Origin of the sequence: Desulfovibrio sp. ZJ200, assembly GCF_011039095.1 — a bacterium.
GTDB lineage: Bacteria > Desulfobacterota > Desulfovibrionia > Desulfovibrionales > Desulfovibrionaceae > Desulfovibrio.
Genome location: NZ_JAAKEH010000012.1, coordinates 22,818 through 40,127, shown reverse-complemented (window position 1 = coordinate 40,127; position 17,310 = coordinate 22,818). Strand labels below are relative to the sequence as shown.

Below are 17,310 nucleotides of genomic sequence, written 5' to 3'. Positions count from 1 at the left end.
GCTGCCTCAGCACAGATTGAGCGTGTAGAGTTCCGCCTCGTCGTCCGACGGATACGGGCCGAAGACCAGGGCTTCAGGGAGACCGGCCAGGCGCGTGAAATAGCTCTGGGCCGGGCTGAGATCGTTCTGCACGCCCCAGGCCGTGTATTCCGCGCCGTTGAGAGTCAGGCGCAGGCCCTGTACGGGGTGTCGCAAGGTGCACCGGCTGGGGATCATCCCGGCCTGGCCCACGCCGTGGGCGTCGGGCCGCGCGTTTACGCCGCGCACGCCCGTGAGCGCGCCCTGCCAGGGCTCGTCAGCCGGCCCTGTTTCCAGCCAGAGCCCCAGTCCCGGCAGGGCATGGACCGTACAGCGATAGGGGAAGGCCTGTACGCTGCCCGGCGCGTAGAGGCGCGCCGTCACTTTGGCCCCCAGCCCCCTGTCCACCGGTTCCGCGTCGGCCAGGGGCGTGGGCGGGCGGATCTCGCCTTGCCCGGACAGGCTCAGGACAACGGGCAGATTACGCCCTTCCCGGGCATGGGCGTGGCGGGCCGCCAGAGCCGTAAGCGCAAGGCCGATGCGGATGCTTGTACGCGCGAACGACGAGGCGTTTCCGGCAATGACCCAGACCCCGCAGGCGGGTTTGCACAGTTCGGCGATGACCGGCGCAAAAGCCTGTTTTTCGGGAGCATCTTCCCAGAAATGAGCCTGGCAGTCAGCGCCCATGCGGGAGATTTCCTGGCCCAGGGCGCGGGCGAGTGGGTCGTTGGCTTCCAGCAGGGTCAGCAGAACGCTTTTTTTCATGCCCTGTCCTCCCCCCCGGCGTCCGGGGCCGGGCCGGCCTCGAAAGTCATGTCCAGTTCGTTGTCAAGCACGTCCAGAACAACGCCGCGCGGCTGTTTGCCGCCGGCCATGTGTTCCAGGATATTGCGGGCCAGGCGCGGCAGCACGGAACCGGCCAGCACATGATCGATGTTGCGCGCGCCGGTTTCCGTTTCCGTGCAGCGCAGGGCCAGATATTCCGGCACGGCCTCTGTCCAGCGGCAGGCCATGCCGTTGTTGGCTCTGAGCCGTGCGGCAAGGGCGCCGAGCTTAAGGGCCGCAATGTTGCGCAGGGCTTCCGCGCCAAGGCTCACATAGGGCACGATGCGCATCCGGGCCAGCAGGGCAGGCTGAAAATGCCGGGAGAGCAGGGGCCGCAGGGCCGCCGCGAAGGCCTCGGGCGCGGGCGCCTCCCCGCTTTCGCACATGGCCTGGATGACTTCGGAACCCAGATTGGAGGTCAGCAGGATGACCGTGTTACGGAAGCTCACTTCCGTGCCCTCGCCGTCGGTGAGCACGCCCTTGTCGAAAACCTGGTAAAAGAGCTGCATGACGTCCGGGTGGGCTTTCTCCGCCTCGTCCAGCAGCACCACGGCATAGGGGCGGCGGCGCACGGCCTCGGTGAGCATGCCTCCTTCGCCGTAGCCCACATAGCCCGGAGGCGAGCCGATCAGGCGTGAGACGGAGTGCTTTTCCTGGAATTCGCTCATGTTCACGGTGATCACCGACGTTTCGTCGCCGAAGAGCGCGTCGGCCAGAGCCAGACCTGTTTCCGTCTTGCCCACGCCGGAAGGGCCGGCCAGCAGAAAAACCCCCAGGGGCTGCTCGGGCGCGCGCAGGCCGGCCTTGCCGGCCTGGATGCCTTCGACCACGGCGGCCAGGGCCGCGTCCTGCCCTCTGATCCGGGCGTTGAGCGTGGCCGGCAGCCCGGCAATCTGCGCGGCCTGCTCCCGCGCCACCTTGCCCACGGGGATGCCCGTCCAGTCGGATACCACCTGCGCCACCACGTCGGGGGTCACTTCCACGGCCAGCAGCGGCGCGTCGCCCTGATGGGCGGCCAGAGCCTCGCGCGCGTCCAGCACTGCGGCCAGGGCCGCGTCGCGGTCTGGGGTGTCGCGGGCGGCGCGCAGGCGGTCCCGGGCGTCCAGCACGGCGCGGGCCAGCTCCAGTTCTTCGCGCCAGACGCTTTCCAGCGCGGCGGCCTCGGCAGCGGCCGCCGCGATCTCCGCCCGCAGGGCCTTGAGGCGCGCCGGGTCCGTCCGCACGCCTTCGGCTGCATCCCGCTCCAGAGCCGTCAGCTCCCGCTGGGCGGACTGGGCGCGGTGTTGCGCGTCTTCCAGCGCGGCGGGTTTGGCCGCCAGGGACACCCTGACCCGCGCGCAGGCCGTATCCAGCAGGTCCACAGCCTTGTCCGGCAGAAAACGCCCGCTGATGTAGCGGTCGGCAAAGTCGGCCGCTGCCTGCAGGGCCTCGTCCCGCACCAGCACATTGTGCGCTTTTTCATAATTGGCTTTCAGGCCGCGCAGAATAAGGGCCGTGGTCGTTGCCGAGGGCTCGTCCAGTTTGACGATCTGGAAGCGGCGGGCCAGGGCGGCGTCTTTTTCAAAATATTTCTTGTATTCTTTCCAGGTGGTGGCCGCGCAGGTGCGGATTTCGCCGCGGGCCAGGGCGGGCTTCATGAGATTGGCCGCGTCCGAACCGCCGGCCCCGTTGCCGCCGCCCACCAGCAGATGGGCCTCGTCGATGAACAGGATGATCGAGGCTGTGGCGGCCTTGATTTCGTCCAGCACGCCCTTGAGGCGGCGCTCAAATTCGCCCTTGACCGAGGCCCCGGCCTCCAGCAGACCCATGTCCAGGCTCAGCAGCGTCACGCCGCGCAGGGTTTCGGGCACGTCGCCCTGACTGATGCGCAGGGCCAGACCCTCCATGACCGCGGTTTTGCCCACGCCCGGCTCGCCCACCAGAATGGGATTGTTTTTGCGGCGGCGGGCCAGAATGTCCACCATCTGACGGATTTCCCGGTCGCGTCCGAAGACCGGATCCAGTTTGCCCGCCTGGGCCTTGGCCGTGATGTCCTCGCAGAAACGGGCGATGAAGCTTTCGGCGCCGCTCTGGCCCTGGGCATCCGCGCCCTCCCGGCCCGCAGCCGCGGCGTCGGCAGGCGCGCCCGTCTCGCAGGAGGCGCCGGTCAAACGGGCGAAGGAGCGCAGCAGCTCATCGGCGCTCACCTCCCGCAGCAGGCGGGTGTAGTCGCCCTGGGCGTAGAAGTTGGGGCGGCGCAGAAAAGCCAGCAGCACCCCGCCGGAGCACAGTTGCGCGCGCCTGAGATCCACGGACGAGACCAGCCAGCCTGCTTCCAGCGCGTCCTGAAGCGTGGGTGAAAATACGGGCCGTCCGGTATTCCCGGCGCGGAAGGAGGCCAGCGCGCGCTTGATTTCCGCCTTGAGGGCCGCCATGTCCGCGCCTGCGCCGGCCAGGAGCAGCGAGGCGTCGGAGGCGGGCTCTTCCAGGCAGGCCAGCAGAAAATGCTCGAAGGTCACTTCATAGTGCTCGCGGCTGACGGTCATGCCTGCGGCGGCGTGCAGCGCCTGCGTGCAGAATCCGTTGCATTTGTCGATGAGGCCCTTCATATCCACGCCGATCATGGCGCCTCCTTGGATCGCTGGTGAGAACAATTTCCTCGTGAAGCTGCTCCGGCGGCTGCCGCTTTCGCGTCAGCAGAGCATTTTCAAAGAGAAAATGCTCTAGCTCATTTCATGAGCAAAACGCCCTAATTCCCGGCGTTTTTCCGCCAGCGGCAGCCCGGAATCAGGGCCTTGCCGAAGCCCTGGGCATAGACGTGCGGCCCCTGGCCGTCCAGCCGGGGCGCACGGCCTTTTTCCGGATCGCCCAGCCATGTGTCGCAGCCCAGCCGCCGCCAGGCCGGGGATGTGTCCGGTCCTGCGCCGAGGCGCGCTCCGCGGCAGAGCCCGGGCGCCATCTCCAGATGGATGTCGGCGTCCAGGGGCTCGGTGCAGTAGAAATCCATGAAAGCGCGCAGTTGCGCACAGCCTTCGCCGTCGTGCGCAAAGCGCGGAAGATCTTCTCGCGTCAGCCCTTCCAGCAGAATGCCGATCTTGCCGTTGGCGTCGTCCACCCGGCTGCCCAGGATGGCGTCCTGTCCCAGCGCCTTGCCGCCGTCAAGGCGACAGCGCTGCTCCTCGGGCAGAGCCGCCTGGCGCCACACGCACTGGCGGATGCGCACGCGCACCTTGAGCCGGCTGGACAGAAAAGCGCCCAGCCCGGCGGCCGAACGCGGAAACTGGCTCAGAATACCCGCCAGGGGCAGGAGGCCGCGCGGCTGCGCCACGCTTTGCCGCAGCTCGGGATCGCCCAGGCCCGCGAGAGAGAACATCCGCTCAAGCAGCGCCGTATCCCTCTGCTCTTCCAGAGCGCGGAGAGGGTGGTAACGGAACCAGCCCCCCCAGAGGAACAGGCCGAACAGGCCCGCATTGAGCACATCCAGAAAATCGCGCCCGGCCGAGCCATCTTCGCGGGCTTCGGCCAGCAGATCCTCGGTGTAGAAGGTGGGCAGCGGCGAGGCCGCGCCGTACAGGCCCATGACGCTGACCGTGATCCGGAAGGTATCCCCCGGGCTTTGCCCGGCCGCGCCGTCCGGCGCGGGTGTTCCGCCTGGGGGAATCCTTTCCAGGCTCACCACGTCGCGCGGGGGAAAGGCCAGGGAGAGGTGCGGACGCACACGCACGCGGGCGCGCAGAAAATCCATGACGCTTTCTCCCGCGCCGTAAGCGGCGTGCAGCACGCGCACGGCCTGCACAAAGCTGAAGGAGGAGGGATCGGCGAAGAGACGTTCCAGGACGCCGCCTGGCGTCGCGCCGGTCCGTTCGGCGGGGGAGCACGGCCGGGCGTTCACAGCAGCGTCCTTTCCCCGAGGCGGGCGGGCCAGGCGAATTCGCAGCGGCCGTAGCTGTCTGCGGCGGTGAGCTGCGTATAGGTATTGACGGCCGCATAATTGCTCAAAAAAACGTCCAGCACGCAGCAGAAGAGATACATGTCCCCGTCGCTGGCGAAATTTTCCGGCGTCAGGGTCAGGGAAATGTTCTGCCCGCGCATGAGCCGATCCCGCACAAAGCGTTCCGCCGGGACCACGCGCAGATCCGCAATGCCGTCCACGCGGTTGATGTTGGCCAGCAGAGCCGCGCGATCCGTGGTTTTGTTGAAGATGTAGAGCTTGAGCAGCGCGCGCAGGTTGTCGGCCCGGGCCACGGAAAGATAATTGAGAAAAAGATGCGAGAGCAGACGCCAGAGGGTATCGCCGCCCAGAGGCGGCCGCACCGTGGCTGTGGGCGCGCGCAGATTGGTGAATTCCGCCAGTTGCGGCGAGGAGGCCGTGGGTTGGGTCACGTCGCCGGCATGCAGCTTTTCCGGCAGGGAACCGTTGGTGCAGCGCAGTTCCAGGGAAAGCACCTCGGCGGTCGGAGCGCCCTCCCCGGCATGCCCCACGGAAAGCTCCACATCCACGCTCTCACCGCTGACGGAAAGGCGCGAGGACAGGGCATACACGCCTCCTGTTCCTGCGCCGGGATTGGCGGCCATGAAGGGCGCGTATTCCCGCTCCCGCAGCGAGCCCTGCGCAAAGCCGGTGACTTTGTCCACGGCATAGACTTCATACTCTCCGGCCCTGTGCCCGGCGGGGCGCACGGCATAGCTTTCCCGGCGGTGATCAAGGGTGATGGGTTCGCCGGACATGGGAAAGATATTGACCGCAGGCGTGACGAAAAGGCGCACATGCTCGTCGCGGAATGGCGGAACCTCATCCGGCAGATCGTCCAGATCCAGCTCCAGCCGGAAGGCCGCGGCGCTTGTGCGCCGGGCCCAGGCGTCGAAGCCGCTCAGGGCCAGGGTACAGAAGCGCTCGGGCAGAAGAAAATATTCCTGGATATGCCGGAAGCCCGCGAAGGATTCCGGCGGATAGGGGATGAGCGCCTCGTCGGCCCCGAAGCCCGTGAGCCGCAACGCCGAAGGCGGCAGGCGCAGGGGCGTGCCGCGGCCGCCTTCGGGAATGAGGCGCACTTCCCGGACGCGGGTGAGGCAGAGCATGATCCGCCGCGCCGCGTCCGCATAGCTGCCGATGAAGGAGAGGCGCAGCTCCGGCAGGGCCACGGCTTCAAGGGGCAGGCCGTTGGCGCTGAAACGCAGGCCGAGTTCGCCCTTGCGCGGCCCGGTGCGGGCAAAGCTTACGCCCGCAAGGCTCAGGGGGGCCAGCCGGACATCGGCGCAGGTGGTGAAGACGCAGTGCGCGCCCTCCACTTCCACGGATTTCAGCTCCGTGCCGCGCGGGATGGTCAGGCATTCCCGCAGGGCCTTGCGGGGCGTGAAGGCAATGAGCGTGGCCGAGGGCAGGGGGCGCAGATAGTGCGGGGCCACCATGCCCAACAGGGCATGGATGACCTCGGGCAGCTCGTCTTCCAGCTTTTCGCGGATCAGCGCGGAGAGAAAGGCCGTGCCTTCGAGCAGGCGCTCCACGTCCGGGTCGGTGGCCTCGGCGGAAAGCATGGGGGCCAGCGCCGGATGCGCCCTGGAAAAGGCCGCGCCCAGTTCGCGCAGGCGATCCAGTTCCTGTCGGTAATAGCCTGAAATCATGCGTAGCCTTTGACTTCAATGCGCCCGTCGGGCCTGAGCAGGGTTTCAAAAACCACAGGCAGGAGGGTGTCGTTGCGCCGCACCTTGCCGGAAAGCGTGAAAGCCAGTGTGAACGGGGCCCCGGCCTCGGGGGAGTGGCGCACCTCCACGTCGCGCAAACGCGGCTCATAGCGGCTGATCACGGCGGCCATCATCTCTTCCAGGTCGCGCATGCGCTCGCCCCCGGCGGCCTGCACAAAATGGGTGATGTCCGGCAGGCCCAGTTCCGGGGCGGCCGGAGTGCTGCCCTGCCGGGTGTTGAGCAGGCGGCTCAGATAGACGCCCACGGACGCCAGCAGCGTCTCCGGCCCGTCGGCTTCCGGAGAAAGCCGCCTGCCCCGCTCCGCGGCCATGATGCGCTCAAGCAGCCTTGATCCGTCCATGCCCTTTCCTCATGGTCGCTGGGCGCGGCGCTTATTTTTTCCAGTCGTCCACATATTCGATGTTGCCGTCGTTGTACGTCCAGGTGATCTTGGAATAGGTGAAGGAAACCGTTTCCATGTCATGATACGGCTTGTTGTCCGGCAGGAAGGTCAGCGGAGTGTATTTGTTCATGGAGACCACAATGGCGTCTTCCATTTTGATGGTGTAGTATTTTTCTTCCAGGCCGGTGGGCGCAATACGGTAATGATCGATAGTGACCGTACATTGTTCGCCGGTGCAGCAGGCCTTGTAGAGTTTGGGGCTGGCCTGATCCAGATGCTTGGTAATGCTCAGAGGATGGTGGATGCGCTGGCCCGTGGGCAGGCCGGTATGCGTGTCTTTGGGGATCTCCACCAGATGCTCCAGGGCGTAAACCGTGATTTTGTCTTTCTTGTCTCCGCCCTGGGGGCAATCGCCCTTGATTTCGCCCTGGGTCTTGCCTTCCACCTTCATGTACGCGGTCAGTGCCATGTTGTCTTCTCCTTCGCGCGGGGGTTAGAGGTCAGTTCTTATCCAGCTTGCCCACCAGAGAAAGGGTGAAGCTCGCACCCATGTACTTGAAGTGAGGCCTGGCCAGCAAGCTCACGGTATACCAGCCCGGCTCCCCGGTCACGTCCCTGACCTCAATCCGGGCCATGCGCAGCGGGCGTTTGCTGCGGGTGACCGGGTCGGGATCGTCCATTTCGGTCACATACTGGCTGATCCAGGTGTTCAGTTCGCGCTCAAGGTCTGCGCGCTCCTTCCAGGTGCCGATGTTCTCGCGCTGGATGACCTTAATGTAGTGCGCCAGGCGGTTCATAATCATCATGTACGGCAACTGGGTGGAGAGCTTGAAGTTGAGTTCGGCCTCCTTGCCCTCGGGCGTATTGGCGAAGATCTTGGGACGCTGGCAGGAATTGGCCGAGAAGAAGGCCGCGTTGTCGGCCCCCTTGCGCATGGTCAGGGCAATAAAGCCTTCTTCGGCCAGCTCGTATTCGCGACGTTCGGAAATGAGCACCTGGGTGGGGATTTTGGTCTGGATCTGCCCCAGGGACTCGAAGTTGTACACCGGGAGGTTTTCCACCGCGCCGCCTCCCTGCGGGCCGATGATATTGGCGCACCAGCGGTACTTGGCGAAGCTGTCGGTAAGCCGGCCCGCAAAGGCGAAGGCCGTGTTGCCCCAGCAGAAGTCGTCGGTTTTTTCCGCCTCCTCGCTGAAGACGAAGCTTTTGGCGGGCACGGTTTCAGCCCCGTAGGGCACGCGCAGCAGGAACCTGGGCAGGGTCAGGCCCACATAGCGGGCATCTTCCGTATCACGGAAAGCGCGCCATTTGGTGTATTGCGGCATTTCAAAAATCGACTTCAGATCTTTGAGATTGGGCAGTTCCTCCCAGGAATCGATGCCGAAGAAGCTCTTGCCGGCCGCCGCCACAAAGGGGGCGTGCGACATGGCCGCCACGCCGGACATATATTGCAGCAACTGCATGTCCTGGGCGCCGGGGCCGAATTCGTAATTGCCCACCATGACGCCTACGGGCTGGCCGCCGAATTGGCCGTATTCGGCGGTGTAGACGTGTTTATACAGGCCCGAGCGCATGATTTCGGGCGAATCCTCAAAGTCGGTGAGCAGATCTTCCTTGGAAACGCTGAGGAATTCGATCTTGATGTTCTGCCGGAAGTCGGTCCGGTCCACCAGAAACTTCAGGCCGCGCCAGGCGCTCTCCAGGCTCTGAAATTCCTCATGATGCATGATGGCGTTGACCTGAGCGGAAAGACGCGCGTCCACATCGGCCAGCATCTTATCCACCAGCGCCGGGGAAACTTTGGTTTCTGTGTTCTGCCCCACCAGTTGCTTCAGAAAGGCCTGGAGGCCCGTGCGCGTGGCGTCGAAACCCTCATCGCCCGGTTTGAGCTTGGTGGCCTCCACAATTTCGTCAAGCAGACTGGCCGTGGCCGTCTGCGCCTGCGCTGCTGTCGTATCCGTCTGACTCATGGCGCTTCCTTAGCGGTCTTCGAGGTTGAGTTCCTTGAGCAGGGCGGCCCTGATGTTTTCATCCGTCACCATTTCCTGCACTTTGCGACGAAATTCCGGCACATTGGCCAGCGGCCCCTTAAGCGCCTTGAGCGATTCGCGCAGCTCCAGCAGCCTGGCCAGTTCCGGCACCTGGCGCACAATGGCGTCGGGCGAGAAATCATTGATGTTTTCGAACTTCAGGCGTACTCCCAGCCGCGCCTCGGGCTCGTTCGCCAGTTTGTCGGGCACAGTGAGGGAAAGTGAAAGATCCTGCCCCCGCATCACGTCGTTGAAGTTCATTTTGTCCACGGAAACCGGGTCGCGGTCTTCCACGGCGCGATCGTCTTCGCGCTGCGTGAAGTCGCCGAGCACCATGAGCTTGAGGGGCAGCTCCACATCTTCCTGGGCGTCGCCCGTGGCGGGCCTGTACACAATGTTGACGCGCTCCTTAGGCGCCACGGAACCTTCTTTGGGCATTGTTTCCTCCTCTGTCGGGTCAGAGTCTTTCACCGTTGCAAGGCTCTAGGGCCGCACATTTTGCGGTGCGCCGCGACGCGGCGCGGATTCCGGCAAAAACCGCGTTTTTTGCCGGGATGATCGCTTTGAAACGTATGGCGCTGCAAAGGCAATCTGCTCCGGCTCGCGCGCCGCTCAGCCGCCGGTCAGGGCCAGCGCCTGGGCGGGACGCAGGCGGGCGATCTTCACCAGCAGCGATCTGGCGCGGCGTTGCGCCTCTTCCCCGCCCAGACCGGACCAGGCCGCGTGCGCAACGGCCAGGCCGTCCAGGGCGCTTTGCGCGTCCCAGACGGGCAAATTATGGCGCGCGATTGTTTCTTCAATGCACTGGGCCACGGCCGTGGCTGCGGCCCAGTGCTGCCGCCGCATGAGAATCTCCGCTTCCTTAAGCAAAAGCGGAAAGGTTTCGGCACATTCAGCCCCGGCCGCTCCCGTGGAGCGGCGGGCCGCGTGCAGCAGTTCGAGAGCTTGCGCTGTCTGGGCCTGAGCGGCCAATCTTTCGGCTTCGCGCAGGGCTTCCTGGATGGGGCTTTCCTGCGGCGGCGCATCCACGGCCGCAGCGGATTCGCCCTCGGCAAGGATGCTGCCCAGCCACAAGGCGGTGGCCGGATCGGCAAAGGGCGTGCCGTCATTGAAGCGCAGCTCTTCCACGCCGGGCAGGCGGTTCAGAAAGGCTCTGACCTCTTGCCGCAGGAGAGCGCGCGCCGTAACCCAAGGCGCGCCGCATTCGGTGAGGGCCACATCCAGGATGCGCTGCGCATCCAGGCAAAAGGGACTTTGCGGCAGAAAGCGCACGACCGCGAGGGCCGCTTCTTCCGCCTTGCCGGCGGCAATAAGGGCCGTACAGCTTTGCAGGGCCTCGCTTGAGGGCGGGGCAATGCGGGTCAGGCCGTTTTCAGACGGCGGCGCGCTGTGCAGACCGCCCCACAAGGCGAGATAGAGCGCGCGCCAGGCAGCCGCATCCTGCGCGCAGCCTTGCGCGAAACTGAAAACGCAAAAAGCGTCCGCCGCGGCGAGAAAGCACTGGCGGGCTTCGTGCGGATCAGATGGAAGCGGTGCGGAAGACAGAGGGGCCGCGGTTGTGGCCGCAAGGGCTGCGGAGGAAGACGCCGGATGGGCGTCACCGGGGAGATCGTCAGGCCGCATCTCGGGCGGCGTAACGGATTTTTGGCAGCCGGGCAGGCTGCGGACGGCATCCAGCAGATCGCGCAAGGGCGGCATGTCCGGCAACTTTTCAGCCAGCGCCGCGTCCAGCTCGCTCAGGGCGTCCAGCAGATCCCGGCTCGCCTCAGGCTCGCTTGCGCTCTCTCTGCTTATGAAGTCTTTGGTCCTGTCCCGCCACCATTGCAGCATATTGCTGCGGGCGCGCAGACGTTTGAGAGGAGGAAAGCAGGAGCCCCACCAGAGCGTGACCACATCGGCCAGGATGCGGGTGCCGTCGGCCAGCCCCGCAATGCCTTTGAGCTCGGCCAAGGCCGCGCACAGCCAGACCGAGGCGGAAATGTCTTTGGCCTGCGTGGAGAGAACCGCGGCGGCATTGTGAGCCACCTCTTCCCAGCGCACGGCTCCGGCTCCCTGAAGGGAGCTGAGCTTGGCCATTTCCGCCTGAAGAGCCTCATAATGGGGATTTTCTCGCGGGTCGCTTCCTGCGGGATACCCTTCGCTGATAGGTGTGCGCCCCAAACTTCGCAGCTCTCCCACGGCATGATCCTCATGGGAAAAAGTCAATACCCACCCTGCGGCAGGATTCCTGATATTGATATGTTACAGTAGTCCTGCTTCTGCGGCAATGTCAACGCTTCTGCCCACATGGCCCGGGGCTGACGCGTCTAGATGTAATGTTTCAATAGGTTGTTCACCCTCCTTCAATCCGGTAAGCTGGAAGTGACAAAACAACAGCAAACGGGAAGGGAAGAAGGGTGAACAGCCATAAGAATGCCAAACTTGCGGCAAGAGGTCGAGAAGAAATGGTGCGACGGCTGGGGGCAAAATCTGTTGCCGCTGTGGCCGCTGATTATGGCCTGAGTACGCGCACCGTCAGAAAATGGAAGCATCGTTATGCAGTGGGTGGTGTCGAGTCGCTTGCCGGCGCCAGTTCACGCCCAAAACGCTGCCGATGCAGCCTGACAAAGGCGGATATGGCCCGGATCCATGAACTGCGGAAGGGACGCAAGACCGGAGACGAGATTGCGCTTCTTCTCGGCCTGTGCCGCAGTACTGTGTTCCGCGCATTACGCAAATTGGGCCTTTCCCGGCTTGCCTCCCTGGAGCCCAAAACGGCAGTCCACCGCTATGAGTGGGACAGTCCGGGGGATATGCTCCATGTTGGACATAAAGCGCCTTGGCAAGATTGATGGGATCGGCCATCGGAAAGCCGGGACTCGACAGGTAAAACGGCGGAAGCCGGGCTGGGAATACCTCCATGTCTGCGAGGATGACGCATCACGGATGGCATATACAGCAATCCATGCGGATGAGACTGCGGAATCTGCTGTGGAATTCCTTTGGTTCGCTGTGGCGTGGTATAAGCGTTATGGCATCAAGGTGAAACGGGTTCTTACGGACAACGGATGATCGTGGCTCTGCTTATCGTACTGGCTGTGGTGCTGTTGCTGGCGTCTGACGCCATGTAACGGCTGACCCCGGCCCACTCGCGATGGGCCGGGGTCGTTAGTAAAACCTCTAGGTGGCAGCCGTGCGGGGCGCTGTAACGCGCCGCGCCAGCTCCGGTTTCTGTTAGCGCAGGAACCGGAGTTCCCTTTTTCTATAAGTCGTCACTTCCGGCTTGGCAAGTGTTATCCGGAGGCATCATCCAGCCTTTGCCCAATCCCCTCCACGGCCGTACTGATGCCCTCCCGGGTATAGAAATTCCCGTTGACCAGGGCATGAGCCTTGAGTACCCGCTCAAAGTTCGCAGAGCTATAGCTTCCGGTCCGTGCGGATGCTTCCAGAACTTTTTTCGCACCTCCAGCGCAACTTTTATAATTTATATGATTCATCGACATCATTTCAATTTATCAATACGTTCCTTGATGGAAAAAGAAGTCCGACAACGCCTTCAATGGGTGAAACTTTACGAAGAGTCAGGAGACGCCGGTTTTGTTTGTCGGCGCTGTGGAATCTCCCGTCCGATTTTGCGTAAATGGTGGAAAGGGTAGCAGGCACAAGGCATTGATGGTTTGAAGGGGCTAAGCCGACGCCCACATAGAGCATTTTCAAAGTGAAAATGCTCTATTTTCTGGATTCAATGGGGTCAATCTGTAACCCATTGAAACCATTTAGCCTGTATAGGTGAGCTTAGGCCGAAACATGCTGTATCCGCAGCTCATCTATGGCGTTTTGCCATTTGGGAGGGATGAAAAACGGCGTGCATTTCCTATGAAGCTGTTCAGCTCTGAACTGTAAATGACATATAATCACAATGTGTTGCAGGTAAACAGATGGAGCGTACGAACGCTTTCCGCGATGGGCACACTCTCCACCTGCTGCAAGCCGCAATTCTGAAAAACAGCCAGGAATTTGCTTTCCTCGTAATCATCAAACACATCGTCGCGACCGGCCAGCAGGCGCTGCACCTGGCTGTCTTGCCTTGGAACATATTCCACCATGAGATAGCCGCCTTTTTGGAGCAAAGAACGGAAGCATTCCGCCATCTGGGTGAAAGGAATGCCAAAGGTGAAGCGCAGGTGGTGGCACAGAGCCAAGGCCATGACCATATCCGCCTTACAGCGTTCCATGATGGAAGGACGCTCATGACAGGCCCACCCTATGGATGGTGAGGGGTTGGCCAGATCAAGCACCAGCGGCAAGACATTTGTGAGGGGCGGCGACAACCAGTGCTTTTCCACTGCCGTATGGTCGTAATCTGTGGACAGCACCAGATCGAAATGCGGAGCAAGCAGGCGGCTGAATTCCCCGGTATTGGCGCCCAGATCAAGAGCCAGACGCCCCGGATGTCCGGCAGCCAGGCGAGCGACGGCTTCTTCCTTGGCAGCCCGCGCTGCTGATGTGTAGTTGGTGTCGTTGTAATAATCTCCCCACTCCGTGTGCTGTGCGGACAGTTTCAAGGAGAGAACGGTATCCTTGAGGGATTGGGCGACATCCTTCATCTTTTGCAGGCTCATCCGCATTTGCCTGACTTTGGCGGCTGCCTGTCTGCCGTCCCCATGCTTGCGCTGCATGGAGTCGTGCAGGCGGATATGCATGGCAAGCCCCAGAGAAAGCCATGCGCTTGCGGGAAGCAGGCTACTTGCCAGATCGAGAGGGATGCCATCGATCCATCGGCTGCTCAAAAGGCCGCAGCGGCAATCCCGTTTGCACTTGAGCGCGAGCGGAGCCAGAAAATGCCGGCAGAACTGCCCATAGGCCTGCCAGGGTTGGCCCTCAGACCAGCGCTCAAAGGAAAGCAGATCTATGAAAAGGGGATTGCCCTCAAAAAACTGCACGTTGTAGGCTGAAGCGTCCTTGAGGATGCAGCCATGCTCCAGGGCCAGCAGGTGCAAATCCACTGTACGCAGAGCCGCCGCCTTCAGTTGGCTGAAACACCATTCATACGGCCAGGAAATGAACGGCAGCCGAGGGCTGCGCAGCACATGGACGGCATCGGATGGCAGGCCCTCGGGAAGCTCTTCCGGAGGAATTTCCTCAAATGATCCCAAGCCGATTTTTCGGGCGGATTCCAGCAGGCCGCAGCTTTTCAGGTACGCCCACTCTTCGGCATATGCAGCGGTAATGGTACGATAGACACATGTCTCAGTTTCGTATACCCGGCCGGAGGGATCGCGGAACGAAGCGGCATTGCGCAGCATGGCTCAACCCTTCTTACCGGTGAACATACCGAGGATCTTCCGCCAGAATCGCTTGATTGCGGCTATGGCGGCAATAATGCCCTGCACCAGTGTGCTGCCGGAACCAGGATCAAGATAGCCTGCGTGGGCGGTGTCGGGAAAAAAAATCAGAATAGCAACAAAAAGTAAACTCAAGATAATAAACTGGTAATTTTTGCTTCCGGCCATACTCCCCCCTAAGTTGTTGTATGCATCGCATGGACAAGCGTATTTGTATTTTTCCAGTCCATGTAAGAACAACGTGCCATATACGCTTGTATATCAAATTGTTTCGATGGATTTCTGTTTTCAAAAGAAGGACATATAAGAAAATGATATAATGGGTCATAACCGTAAAAAAATATATCTTTTTGCGTAACAAGGTAAAATATTTGATTAAATAATCGATTTGGATCAAGTGCCAAAAGTCTTCCATAATGGATATAATGAGTTAAAGGAGCCATTTCTGTTTTGGAAATAAGATGTGAATATTTATTACTATAAAATTCTTTATCAAAAACAATACTAAATACATCTTTCATCATCCGAAGATAGGCGTATCCCGCTTTCTTTTCCTCATGCAAAGAACCGGCAGCAATGTCATTCCTGATGAGAAACAGACCTATTTGAGCAAGAAGAAATGGAGCCGGAGGTCTGGCATCACGCGCCGTTATCAGGTATTTCAGGGCTTGATCCGGATTGCCGCACCGCTCCTCCAGACCTGCCTGCCATAGATACAGAGTTAGCGGATAGGGTTCTCGCGATGTTTCAAATGCTTTCAGAATACGAGCACTTGTATCTTGATACCCTGCCGTTCTCATACCGAGAGAGGCGGCAAGCAAAAAGATAGTGGCAAGGGCGGCCGGCTTCGCAGCCTTTGAGCAAATCCTGTCCAGTTCAGCAAGGGCTTCATCTGTGCGCCCCAGACAATCAAGGCAAAGCGCCAGAGCATTGGCATCGCCAACCAGCTCGCTGATGTGGCCCGAAGGTAATGAGAGACACTCCCTGAGGCATAGGGCGGCATCCTCGTACCGGCCATCCAGACAGAGCAGGTCGGCCTTGCGATATAAAAACTGACGGGGAGGCATTTTTTTTGAGAGGGGATGCGCGGCAAGTATCTTTAACGCCTGTCCAGCATGCCCGGTGAGGGCAATGGATCTTGCGAACATGCCGAGCGCTTCTTCATTCATATCGATATATTTTTCAAGCAGGGGCAAACTTTTGGATGCCATTCCCATCCTGACATACAGTCTGGAGAGCGCAAGATGCAGTTTGGCGGACGGGGGGAAGGAATCCATCCCCCTCTCAAGAAGTTTCAGGCACACCTCAAACTCTCCGGATGACTCCAGATAATCAGCTATCTCAAGAAGCTCATTAATGGAAGAAAGGTAAAGATCCGAACCCGTTCCTGTTTTACGGGCAAGTCCGGCAGCCGGCGTATCCAGTTCCCAATGCGTCAGGGGCTCGGCATTCTTTGCCAGGATAAAGGCCACAGGGTTTGACGGTTCATGCAGATATGAGAAATTGCTTGGAATGGCTGGCAGATGCTCTGGCAAGACGCCATTATATTCAAAAACCAATCGAAAGAGGTTTGAAGGCGTGATTGGCTGATCCGGAACAGCATTCTTCCCCGGCATCCGCATTGCCAGTAAAATTCCCGTCAGATCTTCACTCACTACCGAAGGCTCCACGCCGTTAGCCCGCATATTGGCGTTGCAGTCTTTCTTACCCTGCCAGACGCCTTGCCATGAAGCCGCTCCATGATCGCCCATGGCAATGATGCATCCATCAGGATCTCGCGTCAGGATAGCATCAATAATTTCTTTGATTTGATGGACAGCTTTTGAATATAGAGCGATATATTTTTTATCCCATGCATTCTTTTCTTTCCAGGTATAGTGATTCGGCACATGCCCTGCCCCGAAACGGACAATATAAAACGATGGAGAGTGACTTTCTCTTTGCATCCGGCGCAGGAGGCTATGCCGTGCTTCGGAAAAATCGCTCTCATCTGTAAAAGGATCAATATTACAGGTCAGCCTTGTCAGCAGAGAGGACTGGAGGAAAAACGGTAAAAACCAGATATAGAGTTTTTCAACCCATCGCGGCATGGAGAAATTGAAATAATCACAGTACGGCACATAATGGGCGAAGGTATACAAAGCACAGTCAATAAGGTTGATTGTGTATCCTGAAGCCTTCAGCCACCGAAAAGCCGGCGGGGCATCCTGCAAGGGCTTCCAGCCTTCGCTGCTCATGTTCAAAATTGTATTTAATGATACGGTGGTTCCGTATTCATTGCTGCACGATCGGGAAAAAATCGTAAAGCCCTTATTTTGCAGGAACTCGCCAAGCCCGGCATCATCAATGCCATAGATTTTTTTCAAAGTCTTTGCCGAATGGATCGATTCCAAAAATAAAAGATAAATATTTGGAGTAGTTGCCATCCTGGGGAGAGGATTGTCTTTGTCATCAATGACAACAATGCTCTTTTCTCCTGGCCGTTGCAACATGGGCATCGCATGTTTTGGCTTGTGCAAATTTTTAACAAAATCAGCAAAAGAAAAGCACAGGTAAATAAAAAGAAGGGCACAAAGCGGCCATAAGCCAAAAAAATGCGCTATAAGAGCAAAGAAAGCGCCTGTTATCAGAAAAATAATGGCTTTTATCAGGCTCTGCTGCACAAAAAGATGGATCAGCTTTTCGCTGAGACTACAAAAGACAAGGCCCGCAATCAGCGCAGCGACAACTTCCGGCAGGTGTACCGAGCCAATGCCGCACAGGCATGACAGGCAGATGGAAAGCAGGAGGGAGCCGACGACCTGGCGGGAGGTAAAGCGATCTATATTATTGGCGCAAAAGGAAAAAATCGGACAGATCCAGACCAATAACCACAGGGCGCAAGCGGCCAGATCAGATCTGAGCCAGCAGAGATCAGACGACATGATTGTCCCTTTTACGGCATAGTAAGATAACATTTTCAGGAAAAAGTCGTCGCCACGTTATGTGGCTGATATTTAGAGGATGTGAGCGGGGGTATGGCTCAATCGATACGAAACTAAAATATTT

The 17,310-nt window shown here is 60.1% G+C and carries 13 protein-coding genes and 1 pseudogene; 2 read left to right on the top strand and 12 right to left on the bottom strand.

Annotated features, from left to right (window positions below):
• Positions 1 to 6 precede the first annotated feature (6 nt).
• The 9 genes from G7Y52_RS05395 to tssA form a co-directional block, all read right to left on the bottom strand.
• Positions 7 to 783, bottom strand: coding sequence for a hypothetical protein (locus tag G7Y52_RS05395; RefSeq protein ID WP_165067363.1), 777 nt, complete (start codon positions 781 to 783; stop codon positions 7 to 9).
• Positions 780 to 3,446, bottom strand: a complete 2,667-nt coding sequence (gene tssH / locus G7Y52_RS05390) for a type VI secretion system ATPase TssH (protein ID WP_165067359.1) — start codon at positions 3,444 to 3,446, stop codon at positions 780 to 782. The genes G7Y52_RS05395 and tssH overlap by 4 nt, the downstream gene beginning before the upstream one ends.
• Positions 3,447 to 3,571: 125 nt before the next feature.
• Positions 3,572 to 4,714 carry a type VI secretion system baseplate subunit TssG gene (tssG, locus tag G7Y52_RS05385; RefSeq protein WP_165067355.1) on the bottom strand — a complete coding sequence of 381 codons (1,143 nt, stop codon included), beginning with the start codon at positions 4,712 to 4,714 and terminating at the stop codon, positions 3,572 to 3,574.
• Positions 4,711 to 6,444, bottom strand: coding sequence for a type VI secretion system baseplate subunit TssF (gene tssF, locus G7Y52_RS05380; RefSeq protein WP_165067351.1), 1,734 nt, complete (start codon positions 6,442 to 6,444; stop codon positions 4,711 to 4,713). Before tssF ends, tssG begins: the two co-directional genes overlap by 4 nt.
• Positions 6,441 to 6,866 (bottom strand): type VI secretion system baseplate subunit TssE, encoded by a 426-nt coding sequence (gene tssE / locus G7Y52_RS05375; protein WP_165067347.1) that lies wholly within the window; start codon positions 6,864 to 6,866, stop codon positions 6,441 to 6,443. The genes tssF and tssE overlap by 4 nt, the downstream gene beginning before the upstream one ends.
• Positions 6,867 to 6,897: 31 nt before the next feature.
• Positions 6,898 to 7,377 (bottom strand): Hcp family type VI secretion system effector, encoded by a 480-nt coding sequence (locus G7Y52_RS05370; protein ID WP_165067344.1) that lies wholly within the window; start codon positions 7,375 to 7,377, stop codon positions 6,898 to 6,900.
• Between the two features lie 31 nt (positions 7,378 to 7,408).
• Positions 7,409 to 8,878, bottom strand: a complete 1,470-nt coding sequence (gene tssC, locus G7Y52_RS05365) for a type VI secretion system contractile sheath large subunit (RefSeq protein WP_165067340.1) — start codon at positions 8,876 to 8,878, stop codon at positions 7,409 to 7,411.
• Positions 8,879 to 8,887: 9 nt separating this feature from the next.
• Positions 8,888 to 9,376: a type VI secretion system contractile sheath small subunit gene (tssB, locus tag G7Y52_RS05360; RefSeq protein ID WP_165067337.1), complete on the bottom strand. Its 489-nt coding sequence runs from the start codon at positions 9,374 to 9,376 to the stop codon at positions 8,888 to 8,890.
• Between the two features lie 174 nt (positions 9,377 to 9,550).
• The gene (gene tssA / locus G7Y52_RS05355; RefSeq protein WP_206215199.1) at positions 9,551 to 11,098 is read right to left on the bottom strand and encodes a type VI secretion system protein TssA; all 1,548 of its coding nucleotides are present in this window, start codon (positions 11,096 to 11,098) and stop codon (positions 9,551 to 9,553) included.
• Between the two features lie 236 nt (positions 11,099 to 11,334).
• Between tssA and G7Y52_RS05350 the strand changes: the two genes are divergently transcribed.
• Entirely contained in the window at positions 11,335 to 11,769 is a 435-nt protein-coding gene (locus tag G7Y52_RS05350) for a helix-turn-helix domain-containing protein (protein WP_165067314.1), read from the top strand.
• Positions 11,770 to 12,447: 678 nt separating this feature from the next.
• Positions 12,448 to 12,570 (top strand): annotated as a pseudogene (locus tag G7Y52_RS05340) (IS481 family transposase); the annotation flags it as partial.
• Positions 12,571 to 12,831: 261 nt separating this feature from the next.
• Here the strand turns inward: G7Y52_RS05340 and G7Y52_RS05335 are convergent.
• From G7Y52_RS05335 to G7Y52_RS05325, 3 genes are read right to left on the bottom strand one after another with little or no spacing between them, the layout of a single operon-like run.
• On the bottom strand, positions 12,832 to 14,223 hold the full coding sequence (locus tag G7Y52_RS05335) for a class I SAM-dependent methyltransferase (RefSeq protein ID WP_165067308.1): 1,392 nt from the start codon (positions 14,221 to 14,223) through the stop codon (positions 12,832 to 12,834).
• Positions 14,224 to 14,226: 3 nt separating this feature from the next.
• Complete coding sequence (locus tag G7Y52_RS05330) at positions 14,227 to 14,430, bottom strand: hypothetical protein (protein WP_165067305.1); 204 nt, start codon at positions 14,428 to 14,430, stop codon at positions 14,227 to 14,229.
• An 8-nt stretch (positions 14,431 to 14,438) separates the two neighbouring features.
• Positions 14,439 to 17,186: a hypothetical protein gene (locus G7Y52_RS05325; RefSeq protein ID WP_165067302.1), complete on the bottom strand. Its 2,748-nt coding sequence runs from the start codon at positions 17,184 to 17,186 to the stop codon at positions 14,439 to 14,441.
• Positions 17,187 to 17,310: the final 124 nt, after the last annotated feature.

Bases quoted from the DNA above. Each gene is read 5' to 3' on its own strand.
- G7Y52_RS05395 (WP_165067363.1), bottom strand. From the start codon at position 783: ATGAAAAAAAGCGTTCTGCTGACCCTGCTGGAAGCCAACGACCCACTC.
- tssH (WP_165067359.1), bottom strand. From the start codon at position 3,446: ATGATCGGCGTGGATATGAAGGGCCTCATCGACAAATGCAACGGATTC.
- tssF (WP_165067351.1), bottom strand. From the start codon at position 6,444: ATGATTTCAGGCTATTACCGACAGGAACTGGATCGCCTGCGCGAACTG.
- tssE (WP_165067347.1), bottom strand. From the start codon at position 6,866: ATGGACGGATCAAGGCTGCTTGAGCGCATCATGGCCGCGGAGCGGGGC.
- G7Y52_RS05370 (WP_165067344.1), bottom strand. From the start codon at position 7,377: ATGGCACTGACCGCGTACATGAAGGTGGAAGGCAAGACCCAGGGCGAA.
- tssC (WP_165067340.1), bottom strand. From the start codon at position 8,878: ATGAGTCAGACGGATACGACAGCAGCGCAGGCGCAGACGGCCACGGCC.
- tssB (WP_165067337.1), bottom strand. From the start codon at position 9,376: ATGCCCAAAGAAGGTTCCGTGGCGCCTAAGGAGCGCGTCAACATTGTG.
- G7Y52_RS05335 (WP_165067308.1), bottom strand. From the start codon at position 14,223: ATGCTGCGCAATGCCGCTTCGTTCCGCGATCCCTCCGGCCGGGTATAC.
- G7Y52_RS05330 (WP_165067305.1), bottom strand. From the start codon at position 14,430: ATGGCCGGAAGCAAAAATTACCAGTTTATTATCTTGAGTTTACTTTTT.
- G7Y52_RS05325 (WP_165067302.1), bottom strand. From the start codon at position 17,186: ATGTCGTCTGATCTCTGCTGGCTCAGATCTGATCTGGCCGCTTGCGCC.